General features: G+C 57.9%; 9 protein-coding genes. 3 read left to right on the forward strand and 6 right to left on the reverse strand.

The features are described 5' to 3' along the window. Positions 1-62: 62 nt before the first annotated feature. The 5 genes from QF031_RS04745 to QF031_RS04765 form a co-directional block, all read right to left on the reverse strand. Positions 63-344: a hypothetical protein gene (locus QF031_RS04745; RefSeq protein WP_307424799.1), complete on the reverse strand. Its 282-nt coding sequence runs from the start codon at positions 342-344 to the stop codon at positions 63-65. 1855 nt (positions 345-2199) lie between these two features. Continuing rightward, positions 2200-3453: a competence protein CoiA family protein gene (locus tag QF031_RS04750; protein WP_307424802.1), complete on the reverse strand. Its 1254-nt coding sequence runs from the start codon at positions 3451-3453 to the stop codon at positions 2200-2202. A 155-nt stretch (positions 3454-3608) separates the two neighbouring features. Beyond that, entirely contained in the window at positions 3609-3881 is a 273-nt protein-coding gene (locus QF031_RS04755) for an ArsR/SmtB family transcription factor (protein WP_307424805.1), read from the reverse strand. Positions 3882-4072: 191 nt separating this feature from the next. Beyond that, positions 4073-5458: a hypothetical protein gene (locus tag QF031_RS04760; RefSeq protein WP_307424807.1), complete on the reverse strand. Its 1386-nt coding sequence runs from the start codon at positions 5456-5458 to the stop codon at positions 4073-4075. Between the two features lie 1052 nt (positions 5459-6510). Continuing rightward, positions 6511-8328: a hypothetical protein gene (locus QF031_RS04765; RefSeq protein WP_307424810.1), complete on the reverse strand. Its 1818-nt coding sequence runs from the start codon at positions 8326-8328 to the stop codon at positions 6511-6513. A gap of 1847 nt (positions 8329-10175) precedes the next feature. Between QF031_RS04765 and QF031_RS04770 the strand changes: the two genes are divergently transcribed. After that, the gene (locus QF031_RS04770; RefSeq protein WP_307424814.1) at positions 10176-10586 is read left to right on the forward strand and encodes a four-helix bundle copper-binding protein; all 411 of its coding nucleotides are present in this window, start codon (positions 10176-10178) and stop codon (positions 10584-10586) included. 33 nt (positions 10587-10619) lie between these two features. Beyond that, a complete protein-coding gene (locus tag QF031_RS04775) occupies positions 10620-11195 on the forward strand; it encodes a DUF305 domain-containing protein (protein WP_307424817.1) in 576 nt (191 codons plus the stop codon). A 794-nt stretch (positions 11196-11989) separates the two neighbouring features. Here the strand turns inward: QF031_RS04775 and QF031_RS04780 are convergent. Then, positions 11990-12712, reverse strand: a complete 723-nt coding sequence (locus QF031_RS04780; protein ID WP_307424820.1) for a TetR/AcrR family transcriptional regulator C-terminal domain-containing protein — start codon at positions 12710-12712, stop codon at positions 11990-11992. Between the two features lie 269 nt (positions 12713-12981). Between QF031_RS04780 and QF031_RS04785 the strand changes: the two genes are divergently transcribed. Continuing rightward, positions 12982-13233 carry a hypothetical protein gene (locus tag QF031_RS04785; RefSeq protein WP_307424823.1) on the forward strand — a complete coding sequence of 84 codons (252 nt, stop codon included), beginning with the start codon at positions 12982-12984 and terminating at the stop codon, positions 13231-13233. Positions 13234-13567: the final 334 nt, after the last annotated feature.

The following is a 13567-nucleotide window of genomic DNA, read 5'->3' on the forward strand; positions in this document are numbered from 1 at the left end:
ACGCTGGGGACCGGTGGCACTAGTTATGACGGCATGTGCTGCCATGGCTTCGCGAACTAACTTTATGGACTCGCCGATAAGTGCGACTCAAAAAACAATGCAGCGCTGTTCTCCCTGCCTTCGGCACGGAAATAAAAAACGCAAGGTTCATCGGTGGCATCGCTAAATTGTGCGCTGGGAAGTGACCGATGTTCGATAACCACTGCGAGCGTCTGCAATTTTTCAAGGATGGCGCGGACCTGCTTTGCACTGGCACCCTTCAGCCCACCACCACTCAGCACAAGCTCGGCTAGCTCGCTGTCATAGCACTCCGTCTGTGAGGAGAGGTGAACCGCCGGAGCCAAGGAGGGCTTCCTGTTCGCGGTACCGCGCGCACAAACCCCCGTGAATTGTGAGTGCCTCTGCTTCGGTTGCCGTCGCGATGTCAGCGACGCCGCTGTCACCTCGCGCAGTAGTCAGAAAGATGCGTTCAGGTATGAGATCGTCACGGTCATGTCCGATCCAGCGAGTCTTAACGACGACGCCAAGCATCGGGAATCTGTCACGAGCGACATCGGAATAGTTCGGTTCACTGACCAACTGCTGCCAACGCTCGGCACCAATGCCGTTTCCATCCCGGTCAAAGAATGGCCCTAACATATGCTCCTCATTTCCAGTCCAGCGGCACAGCCAGTACAAAAGGTTGTAGCGTGCGGAGCACCTTCAACGTGGAGCGTGGCGTCGGCTGAAGTGATCGTCCTAGGCAGTCTTGCCTTGCTCGTCTTCCGCATCCAGTTCTCCAGCTTGCACAGGCTGCAGGTCCTCGCTGAGTGCGCAGTACCGAGATCATGGAGGCGCTGTTCTTGTCGCTCGATGCCATAGGACGCGGCAGAAGTGTAAGCCCAGCGCCAGCCGTCATCAGCGTTGTGGATTAGACCGGCCAGCCGCCAACAGGTCCACGCTTCGGTTTCGTCCGGAGTGTCGCACGAGTCGCATGAATAGCAGTCGCAGCCGTAATAGTCATCGGGGTCCGTGCCGGAGACCATGCCTACCGTCAAAGCGGGAGTCGAACCTTCGACGGGGAACTGCGCACCGTCCTCAGCGCCACCAACGAGAACACCGTCTATACCTGTGGGTCGGTGCATAACGACGAGGTGAGCGATCGAACCAACGAAGTACATCTTGCCTTTGATGTCCGTTAACGGAACTGACTGCCAACCGGCTGCGTGGAGCTGGGCTTTGAGTGCCCACCTCATGGACTGCAACGTTGGACGGAGAGCCTCAATACTTGCGAGGCTGCGGTCCGTGATCGGTAGCGTTGCCACCGCTCGCTCTGGCTCCTGCACTGCGCCTCCTTTTGAATGTCAACTGACTTGAATTTAAACATCTATCTGGTGGAAAGACCACGCCCGCCGCCGCACCGGTGCCTAGCGCAGCGTCCGCCCGCTACCAGTATCAGAGTTAGCGTAGGGAAAGTTAGTAGCGGTCTGCAAAATTCAGCTCGCTAATACGTGACGTCGTCTACGCAACTTCTCTCACTGATATTCAAGGCGCATTCTTGAGTTGGTCTATGCACTCGTGTACCCCGCGTCTCCTCAATTTGTATGCAGAGTCCCCTGCGCCTGATCGGTTTGGCTTGAGAAGCAACACGATGAAAAAGGTGGGAAGGAAAGACCAGCACGGCATAGAAGGGCTTAAAGTCTGCTATTGATCGTCTGCCTAAAGGTACATCCAAGTGGCATTCCTCAGGGAGACGCTCGACTGACTGCTGACCTAGCTGTACCTGTTAGCAATCAGCAGCCGGAGCTGACGCCGATGTTTACTAACAATGAGTTATCGCCTATTTCCTTTTGCCTGTTACCTACGCGAAGGGTGGGCGTGGTACGGCAAGCAATGCATTATGAACAAAGAGGGCCGGGGAGATGAAGGCTGCTGGCAGCATATGGGGGGTGGAGCCGGTGCTTGGCGAAGCGCTGGGAATTCGAGCAGGGGTGCTCATTCAAATGTATTAGGACGCCGCAGGCGGCGCAATCAGAATGTTGCTTGGATAGTCCGTGCGTGATAGTCATGGCATGCAGGGCCGCGCAATCCAACTGGTTGTTCACACCCTTCGTGAGAGCGGCGGACCAGTACTCTGCGGCGTCGGTACTTGGTGTATTCGGCAGGAAGTTGTCCGATGGGTCCACAGGTAGAAAGCGCGCAAGGCGAAACTCAATCTGCTTAGACCGGATGGTGTCTCGCGTCGAAGGAGTGTTCCGGCTGCACGAGTCTCGCGCCACTTCGGCCACTCGTATCAAGTATCAAGTCGTACATCTTGATGACAGCCGTGTAGGCTTCATGCTCGCCTAGCTGGGCGCCTATCCACCATCCTGCTTCAGTCTTCGCGGCTAACCAATACGTCAGTCCAGCACCATACTCTGCGCTGAGGAAGCCTGCATCGTAGTTCCGTTCGACAATCGAGCGGACTTTATCGCGTATGTTGCGCGCCCAAGCCACGTCTTCTTGCGAACCTTGCATTGAAGGACTCCAAACGTCTCGCCCATAACCTTGGCGAGAGTTTGCATGCCGCGTTTTGGCGTCGATGATCCGAACCTCTTGAGTCGCCCACTCCTTCAGCGTCTGACCTCTAGCTCGTTGCCCGGTCTCCCATTGACGATGCAGACGACGGTACTCCGCTGCAAGCTTCTGTTGCGCTAACTTCTTTTCTTTGGCGAGAGCGGCAGCAACCCGCCTTACTTCCGCAGTCGCTGCGGCTTCTCGCCGCCAGTCAGTCACTGCTTTCCGCGCCAGTGCGAGATGCGGCGAACCCAGCCCTCCTGCATTGATCCACCATTCGCTCAGAGGGCTCCAAATAGTGGTTGTCTTTCCGCCTTCTCCCGTCGAGTAAGTGACACCGAGAGAGCACTCGGTCAATTCGGCATCGATGCTGACTCTCAGGCAGAGCCCCGCGTCCTTAAGCTCCTGACGGCAAGCTTGGATGGTGTCAACCTCGTAGAGCCAATTCACGGCTGTCGCCTTCCGGCTGTAGAGCGCAGTTCTCCTGTTCACGTCGAACGGGCTGATGTCTGAACGCTGGACTTCGAGGCTGACACGCGTGCCGGGACCAGCGACGTACAGGTCGGTCCTCCCACCTTCAACGCGTTCTTCCATGGTGCAACCAAAACCCGGAACTGCATTTATCCACTTAAGCAATGCGAGTTGGATCGCGACATGCGTGTAGTTGTCTCTTGCCCGATCCGCATCTCGGAGGGCGCAAGCAGATTTGGGCAGATGTCGAAAGTGGGGTATTCGCACAGGTCCGGCGGCTAGCGTGAGGGTCGCCCCACAACCACCAGCGAGGCGTGAACAAAAGAAGGGAAGGCGCTTCAGCGGTAACGCGTCGGCTTGAGTCCGAGGCGCGATAACGATGCCCATGGAGTAAGGATCACGCGCGACTGCATAGAGGACATGCGTTGCACCATGGGGCGTATTCATTCAGGAATAATAAACTAGGCCGGTGACAATTCGGTCGAACTTGAGCGTACAAGAGCAAGGCGTCCGTGATTGGCAGCTCCCCGTGAAGTCGGAGCCGAAATGGGTTAGCCCACCTTGTCCTTGAGGTCCTCGATAGTGTCGGCCTTCGTTCGTGACTATAGCTTGAGCGTTGCAGCAAACCGTTGGAGTTCGAGGATGCTATGACGGTTGAGGTGGTAGAACCTTCTAACGGTGTCCTTGCGAAATTCGACTACATTGAAGTCCCTTAGAATTTTCAGGTGCTTGCTTACCGTCGGTTGGGGTAAGCCCAGTTCGTAAGTAATATCCGCGACGCTGAGTTCTTTGTGTTGGGCGAGTAGTTCGACGATCCGCAGACGGGTTTCGTCGCCGAGCCCCTTCAGGTGGCCCGCTCTTTCCGTGTAGTTCATGTTCGCCCCTTAATGGGAGATGGTCATAGTGTTCTCGTCGAGGAGTCGCCTCTGCGGTGTGTAACGTCATCCACTCTCGACATGAAGGTAGCGGCGTTGAATGCCCTCGGGCGGCGTCGCGAGGCGAATCCACATTCGTGGGCTCCACTTATCCGTGCTTGCAGCTCGTAATACAGTCGCTGTGAGCCCTTCTAAGCGGCTTGCTGACTACGTAACCCCAGATATCCATAGAACTTAGTTCCATGCTCTCCACGGGCCAGCCAGTTAGCTGGGACGCGATTCTGGAATCTCTTCCTTATGGTGCCTTTCCCTGTTTTCTTGAAATAGGCCACCATCTTGTTAATTGCGTCCTTAGGTTCGTCGCACCAGTGTTCGTTGACTTCTTCCGGCGAGGGGAGCCATGTGAACTTTGTTCGGGGCGTCTGCTGCTGAGTTATTCTCTGCCATGATCTCTCCAACCACTTCGCCCACACCCAGCCTCCGAATTCTGCACGGTGTGGAGAGCGACGACCGTAGGCGGACCGCCCAGAGGGTGGCGCAGCCATCCACAGGTGCAAGTGGGCGTTGCCGAAGTCCATGTTGTTTTTCCTATCGACGCTGCCCTTACGTGTGCCGTGTTGGGCAGGTGCGAACTCCTTCTTCCAGAGCGCGAGAAGTGTGTGCCCCCAAGCTGCCTCGTAGTCATCGGCGAGTGCTTGAAGGTGGCGCGCCATCATGGCGTTGGTCAGAGTGTCAGCCAGCGAGTCGCTATATTTCAGTGTCACGAGGTACTGGGCATCAATGATGGCCGTCAGGTCCAATCGACCGTACAAGCCCTGCATGCTCTTCATGGCTTCCGACGAAAACCGCTCAACGATTCGCTTTTTGGACTCTTCCGTCAGCGCGGGTCTATCGGAATCCTCCATGTCGTCGTTAGCTTCCGAATGGGTGAAGTAGGTGGTCGCTGGCTCCAAGTGCGAGATGGACGATGCAGGGAGATTGCCACACCCGACGCCGAAGCAGCTCATCTGCCCTGCTTCTTTTCTCTTGTAACTATTCCCTTTAATACTGTTTGCGCTGGTTTCGAGGGCATCTTTTTCCGCGCCAGCACTGGGAAGCGAACCCTTCACGGAGGGGCCAGTGGCTCCGTCATAGCTTCGGTGAGAACCCACAATTTCTGATCGTGTTTTCTTTCCGAGTGAACTGTAATACTCTCGTTCAGCGACAGAAGTAGTGCGCTGAAACTCTACGAATTTATCCCAATCGCCTGCACTTTCGAATTGGTCGTCATAGGAGTTTCTGTGCTCGTGCCCGAATTCCTCGACCAGTCGTAGTTCGTATTCGTATTGCCCTCGCTGTTCGTTCGTGTAGCCATTCCATACTGTCTTGAACGCAGCATGTGCCGTTGCCGCGTCGTCCTTCCGTTGATCGAGTACCCCGCTCTCAAGAAGGTCAAGGAACAAGTCCATCCCTGTGGCGACTGCCCACACCGAAAGCTTTCTTAGATGGGACGGCGTGACTTGAGAAAGCCAATCATGCTCCGTCTTGCCGCCAAGGTGGGAGGAGGCCGGTCGCAGGCTGAAAGTGGAAGTCGTCATGAGGGCTTCCCTTCTCCCAAGCCAGTCTCTGAATGACTAGTAGTTTGCAGGCGGACGCGCGGAAGTCGTGGCCTGACGGGGGTCTCGAAGTCTGAGTCTGGCAGGGCTTGAAGCCAACTGATCAGATAGGTTGCTTGCCGTGAATTCAGTTCGCGGAGCCACGTCGCTACGGGACCGTGGCAGTCTTCCGGGTCCAGTCCGAAGTCTGTGAATGTGGAGTCCATAAAGACCGTTTGGTATCCCCGCCGTCGCAAGACGCTTAGGGCATAGTCAAATTGCGCATCAGTAATTGTCTTTATCGAGCCCATCAAATCCGTCGTCTCTTTCGCTTGGGATAGTGGCGATCACCTGCGGGATGCAGGTTCATTGGCGCCGTTTGTATTCAATCATTGCAATTTCTTTCGCCCTCTAGTAAAGGGGGACTATTTCTAGACAGTATCAAGGAATTTAAAGGGCGTTTTGAGCTAATGGAAGTGCACCAATGTTGAGCTGTGCTTTCAGGGACTTTCAAAGGCCTATGGCTCGGAAAGATATGCCTGAGCAGTCGTGGGCGGCAGATTTCGGCAGCTAGAAAGCGACAAGCGGCCAACGGGCCGGGTCCCGCCGCTCACGAGTCTTCGAAGCTCATTCGGAGGGAAGCCGAGGGGCCGAACGCGCGGGCACGCTTTGCCCCCAAAGCAACCCGAATTGAGGGCGCGTTCATTACAGCGATGGACAAATCACGGCGGCCTAGGGTGAGTGGGCAGGACGAGAAACTTGTCGATGACTCTTAGGAATTACGCGCGGGTGCCCGGCAATGGTCCTGCCGGACAGTGCTGGGAACCTAGCCGTATATCGGACACCTAGGCAAGAAGGCCCACTCGTCAAACGTTTTGCGCTCACCTTCCACCATCCGTTCCCGCTGCCCAGAGGTGTTTATCCAATCAGTCGCGACGTGACCCTAAGCCGGGATCAGCATGATCGTAGGGATCGTCGTCGCAATAGCCGTCATGCAGTCAGCGGCACCAAACAATAGCCTGTGAGGGACGGAATCTGGACCAAATTGCGCTGTGCTAGGGCAGGTTGAAATCGCCCCTACGAGCCCAATCATCGAGTTTGCGCGTCAGTAGATGCCGGTAGTTCTGCACTCCTGCTCGGGGCGGAACGCCTCTTAGCCACCTGATGGTGTCGTTGATCGCGTCGCCCACTTCCGGGTCAGACCATGCGCGAGTGGCATCGCGGAGGTCACGAAGTTGGCCGACGATACCGATGTCGCCGGATAGCAAGATTTTCGAAAGGTGGTGGGATATGAAGCGTCTTCTTGCTGGCGGGTCGAGCACCGGGGCGCCATCGACTCGTACTGATCCCGCAGCTTGGAGGAACTTTACTGGATCGTTAAGTTGATGTGCTGACACGCCTGCGAGCACCGGGGCTTCGACGGTCAGTCGGTGGACTTTGGCATCACGTTCGTACTGGAGGACCAACGTTTTAGCAGTCGAGGGCAGCACGTTGCTGATGACCTTCGCTAATGTGAACTTGCTCCTCTCCGTCTTGCCTATCGCGATCGTCCAAAGCTCGTCATCGTCAACAGTGGAGTGCACTGTGACGTCAAGGGCGGTCAGCAGGAGTCGGACTACCTCAGAGACGGAAAAGCCAAAAAGCTCAAGGTCTCGGACCTGATGACCGTCCTGACCACGGGAGGACAATTCATCGTCAAGGACGAGCTGGATGGCGGTGAAGCTCTCCATTAGCGCCATCATCTTGTCCGTCAGTACATCGAAAGCCATGGCTCCCTGATAGCTTTTCAGCCGGATACAGAGCGAGTCCTCGGTGACCGTGTAACTATGTCCATGTGCCGTCGCGTTGCGAAGATTAATGTCCAGCCCTTCGACCAAACCATTCAGGGCGGGGCTCTTGGATAGGTTGTCTGCAATCGCCGTCGCGTTCTGTATTCTCATTTTGGCGTACGGCATAGTCTTCTGCCCCGAAAGCAACAGCACTGAGCCCATGACCGGAATTCCGACCTGTTCGAACAGCTCGCTGTAAAGGGCTAAGACTTCTCTGACGAGAGCAGGCGTAGTGATCCGTCCTGAGACGGTCCTCTGAAATCGAACCCATGCTTGCACGGCCCTAAGTCTGGCTTCATGGAGATCAGACAGAAGGGCAGCATCTTCAGCCAACGAATCGAGTGTCTCTGCGTTGACTTTGGACAACTGAGCGGTCCTCTTGACTACTTGCTTGAATCGATCCCTGTCGAAGTTCGCCTCCGAAAACAGATCGCACGTAAGGTACGAAAGCCCGGTTCCGACCTGTGGCTCGCGGCCTGACAGTTCTGAGAATTCAGTACGTCCTCGATGCTCCAATTCAGCTACAGACAGTCCGCCGTGTCGAACGCTGAGAGCCCGAAAAAGGTCGATTCCGCCGCCATCCAAGAAGTCAGCAGAGCTGATTTCTTGGACTGCCGATTGAATTTTGTTCTGAACCTCACGCCGCGACGCCATGGCGTCGATATGACTTTGGGCTTGACGAGCGTAGTTCTGGGCCTCATGCATGTTTGGAGCCGCTAGGACCTCTAGGTACAAGTTGATTACCGCCCCTAAGTCCGCTGCCTGTCTCTTGAGGTACTGCAACCGCCCCACGGAGGGACGCCGAAGGGGGATGTTCTCGGCGGCTGCAATCATGTCGAGGTGGTGGCGAGCCAGTTGCTTGAGGGTGGCGATTTTCGCGGCAGTTCGCGATTGCCGGGCTACTTCTGCGAAGGACCTGAGGATGGGCTCTAGTGCGTTCTCGACGTAGTCGTCGAGATGCTCCAAAGGAACGGTCGGAAGTTCCAGCGGTGATCCGTCGTGGTGCACGTCATCACCAGAAAGTGCGGCTCTGATTCCGTCCACGATCCTGCGCCGGTCATTGACGGCGCCATTCACTTCCTCAGCAGCAGGACGTCGCCCACACTCCGTGCACGGCTGCGCGATGACACGCGTTGGGGCTCCACAACGATCGCAAGAAGTCTTGTCGTAAGACAGAACCAATGTGTTATCCCGCTTAGCCATCTTCCCCCTGAAGCCGCCATGCGGGACACCCCCATGGCGCCTCGCGCAGCCGGTCTTCCAGTCCTCTCCAGCCTTGCGATAATCCATCGACGCCTGCAAAGGAACCTACGCCACGATATCTCCGGTCGGTGGCATGTGAACAACAGTACTTCGCCTCTGGTCCAAGCGCGTCACCATGCGGGGCTGGGCTTGAGAACGGAGATGGGTGTGGATTTCAAGGCAGGAGTCGTGGAGGCAGCGGCCTTCCGGACGCCTCAACCGCGTGCTTCTTCATATCAGCCGATCAAGCCACGAACGTTCCGCCGGACCTGCCGAACCGCATGTGGGCAGGAACTGAACCGGCCCGCACGCGAACGCCATACGGCCATACGCTGAAGGGCAAAGGTCACCGTGACAGCTAATTACAGGTCAGCGCCGAGGCGATACCTCGGTGAAGGCAGGTAGTCATGCGCCAGAGGACGCGGAAAGAGCGCCGGATCGAATTTGAAGCAAGACCTGTGGCATTTGCGCCCGACTGGATTGATTCAGGCTGAGCGAGACGGCCATACAAAAAGCGCCGGGGGACACGGACGGTTCGAAATGTCCGGGGCGGGAACGGGGCGGGAAAGTGTTGACCTTTTGGCGAATATCCATGACCAACAGTGACCACTGACGGCCCAAACGCTGACTAGTACAAGGTAAACACGACTCATAATCGTGAGGTCGGGAGATCGAGCCTCCCCACCGCTACAAAGTAAAACCCCCGGAATCCGCGAGATTCCGGGGGTTTTTCGTTGCTCTAACGAAAATGCTTGGCAGGTAGGGATTCTCCTGCATTCCCTCGGAATCGTAGCCATTCTCTGGGTGGTGGCTACAAAATGGCTACTCACTCCCACCCTTCGCTCATTAGCTGCCCCCTCACCCCTTCTGGGGCCGCTGGAGGCCCTCCACGAGTGACAGGGCGGGCAGTGCTGCCTGTTGCGGCTGCGGGCGGTCAGGAGCCCCCTCAGCCTGCCCAAGAGTAATTCGGGAGAGCTTAGGGATTGGTGGGGGATGACTGGTCAGCCTGCTTACTATTTACTAGGGTGGATCGGGAACTGCAGCAAAAGTGGAAGGCGTCGCGATTTCACGACAAGCACGAGGCAGAACTGCCACCGCCATCCGAATGGTGGTGCAGATAGTTCTGACCCTTTCACTGCTGGTTGCCTTCACAACTTCGGCGTCCGCAGGCTTGTGCCTGAACATGAAGCACCCATCGCCTGTCAAAACAACCGGCACTTCGGCGGTCACCCTGGAACAAGCCGACCATGCCGCGGATAGCGGTTCTCCAGGCATGGTTGGCCAGCACACGCCTTCGCCCTGGCGAACCTGTTGTCAGCATCAAGGCAGCACCCCGGTTGGGATCACTGAGGCACAAAGGGCGTTCCCCACCGAGAAAAGCACTGCCGTCCCCGCTGCACGGGGAGAGCTTAGTTCTGTCACCGGCTCCCATCTTCCTGCCGGGATATCTAACGCAGCGCTGGAAAAACGCGACCATCTCGCTCCATCGCTGACTGCCCTCTCGATCAGCCGAACGTAAGCCTCCGCTGCCCGGGGGCTGTCATCGGTCCCTTGTCGTGGCCTTGAAGCCGTCATCGTCCCCGGGATCCCAGACGGTTAAGCCACGTGTGGCTGACGCACATCAATTGCACCCGAATGAGGAGAAACCAATGACACACCACGTAGCCCGAATGCTTGAGACTTACCCGAAGGACCTCGGCGGCGTTGACCAGGAGAAGCTGGCAGCCTGCATCGAGGCCTGTTTTGAGTGCGCGCAGACCTGTACGGCCTGCGCGGACGCCTGCCTGAGTGAGGACATGGTCGCGGAACTGACCAAGTGCATCCGCACCAACCGGGATTGCGCCGATATTTGCGCGACTACCGGCAATGTCCTTTCCCGCCACACCGGCTACGACGCCAACATCACCCGTGCCGTACTGGAGGCGTGCCGGACTGTGTGCAAGGCCTGTGCGGATGAATGCGAACAGCACGCGGGCATGCACGAGCACTGCCGGATCTGCGCAGAAGCCTGCCGCAGATGCGAACAGGCCTGCGCGGATCTGCTGTCCTCATTCGGCTAGAGCCCTTCTGCGAAAGAGTTCAAGGAGCACCTCATGAATGCAGAAAGCGACGCCGGTAGCCACAATGAACGAGGGCACGATCAGAAGCACTCTGAACAGGGCCAGCAGGAAATGCCATCCGGAGGGAACCACGCCCCGAACGGACAGGCGCACTCCCATCAGGGCGGTTCGGCCAAGATGTATGTGAAGTTCGGTGTCATCCTCGGGCTGATGTGGGTGTTGTCGATGTCGATGGTCCGATCAATCGATCACTTCTACTTCAACCTCAGCAACTTTTGGATGGCGTTGCTCATGGTCGCAGCGATGGCAATCGTCATGATCGTTGGCATGTGGGCGATGTTTAAGAACACGAAAGCAAACATCGCCATGCTGGTCGGGTTTGCTGTGCTCTTCGCCGGGGTATTCGCGCTGGGGCGGACGGAAACCTTCGTCGGCAACGAGCAGTTCCTGAAGTCGATGATCCCTCACCACTCCCGCGCCATCCTGGTCTGTCAGGAATCGGACATCACTGACCCGGAAATTGTGGAACTGTGCGACCAGATTGTTAGCTCGCAGCAGGAAGAGATCACTCAGATGCAGAAGATCCTGGAGCGCTACGAGGCAGATTGAGTTGTAGGTGACGGGGCGGGAGCGTTGTATTCATCGAACCGCCCGGCCCCGTCACCGTGTACCGATAAGACCAACGATCGTTGGACCGGGCTCTTCATCGGTTAGAGATCTGACACTCCTGCTCCTGCGTCATCCAGACAGGGTGAGCGGTCACCGACAGGGACGACCGATCGCAGGCAAGCGCAGGGATTGCCCCTCGACGGCAGGCAGAAACAACCACCTGCCGCAAGCCTTATCCGTTGGTGCTGCTCTGGTCTCATAACCCTTTCTATTTCAAGACACTGGGTTGTTACTGAAAAAGGCGGCTTGCGGGAGGATGGGACACGCTGCGGATCGTGTGTTGCACGTCAATCAGCCGGCGAGTGGCCGTCACTGGGCAATACCCGGTGCGGGCATGCCCACACCGGGGACGCGCCGACCTTTCTGATTTCCACCGCAGGGGGCAGCGGAAATCAGAACAGGTTTCGCCCGCAACTCGACTGCACGGGCCGTCCTAGTGTTGCTTCTGCGACTCAAGACGCGGTCAAGGTTTCCGCAGGATAAGGAAAAGTCTCACTTTAAGCGGGCTCCCCTTAAGGGGGCTCCCGCCCTTGTCAAAGGCTGTAGGTCCTCTGGGTCGGGGGGGCAGCCAGACAAGATGTCGCGCCGGGGGTGGTCCTACTGGCGGGCACGTGCGATTCTGGAGCCTCAGCCGACAGCCAGGCGGGATAACCATGCGGCGGCGGTCGCAGCCGTGATCGAGAATGCAGCACGTGAAGATGCAGCGCTGACGATTTGGGCCTCGTTTGCTTGGCTCACCGTTCGACGGTGTCGGGTTGGCCCCGTCCTTCGACGGCCAGTTGGGTGGTGAGTCCGGTGAGCAGGATGTTCAGTCCGTGGTCCAGCTCTGCCGCCCCGTCATAGTCGGCAAGGACCGGGCCCAGGGCCCGGAGGTGGGGAAACTCCTTTGCCGGCAAGCGGCGCAGTTCGAGGCGGAGGGTGGCCTCGTTCTCTTCCGCATCCACAACGAGTTCCTGGAGTTCGTTGAGGATGTGCCCGAAGAGGAATCCGTAGTAGGCGCGGTAGACGTGGAGTGCATCTGCCGGTGCGAAGCCGGCTTTTATCAGCAGCGCCAGTATCTGTTCGAGGGGCCGCAAGACCCCGAGCGGGCGCAGACCAAGGGGGGTCGACAGCGGTCGGGTGACCAGCAGCGGCACGACGTTGGGGTGGCGGAGGGCAAGGAGCCGAAGGTCGTGGGCGATCCGGCGCAGCCCGGCATGCCAGTCCGGGGCATCGGTAAGAACGGCCACTTCGCTGATCACCAGTTCGGTGATGCCGTCCAGCAGGTCGTCCCGGCTGGTGGCATGGCGGTAAAGACTCATGGGGTCGTATCCCAGCTCCTGCCCCAGCCGGCGCATGCTCAATGCGTTCAGACCTTCTGAGTCCACCAGTTCTAGGGCGGTGGCGAGCACGAGGTCCCTGCTGAGGCGCGTTTTTCCGGATTCGGGCCCACTGCGGGGGTTCTTGCGGGAAGGCATAACGATCCGTCCTGCCGGTTACATCGGGGCCGGCGCGTTCACGGCTAGGCACTTGCTTTCCTACTTGACTACACCTACAGTCTACACTGTAGAGAGCTTGCCGGTATGGTTTCAGTCAGGGGACCAGATTTTTGTCCGGTCACCTTTCTCGCCGGCCCGAAGACTTGAGTCAGGGTCCGGCACTTCCGCCCAGTGTCTTGTGCAGGGCATTGGGTTTTATGCCGCTGTAGCCCACGGCGGAGAACAGCACCGTAGTGAACGGAGCCATCGTGGCACATTCACAGTTTGACCAGTTCCTTCAGGAAGCCACCTACGTTGATCCGGAGTCCGAGACGACGCTGGACGCGGACACCCTTTACGGTCTGTATACCAGCTGGTGCCTTTTGTCCCGGCAGAAACCCCACCCCGAGCAGGCCTTCTGGGCAGCGATCGACCAGCGCCTAAGCCCGGGCCAGCGCCTTCGGATGAAGGGCCCGGCCGCAGCGGACTACATCCTCACCAGCTACCAGGCCGTGGTGTAATCACCGGTCATGACCACAACGTCCAACAGTTACACGCGCGGGGACGGGAAGCAGCCACACGGTAAACGGCCCCGGTGCGAGGTATGTGATACCGACATCCACCTGAATGGTGAATCCCCGGCCGTTCCCGGCCCGCAGCCGGCCAGCCCCGCCGCTTTCGGCTGCTCCGGCTGCGGGGTGTCCCGCCTGTTCGAGACCACCAGCGAAGACCTCGCTGCCTTCCCGGCCCCGCCAGTACCATTACAGGAGCTGGGTCGCCGCGACGGTCCCTACTTCCACCGCGGAGAACCCTTGAGACCTCCCGCGTACCCATGTCGAAACGATGGCGGGGACC

Origin of the sequence: Pseudarthrobacter defluvii (genome assembly GCF_030816725.1) — a bacterium.
Classification (GTDB): domain Bacteria; phylum Actinomycetota; class Actinomycetes; order Actinomycetales; family Micrococcaceae; genus Arthrobacter; species Arthrobacter defluvii_A.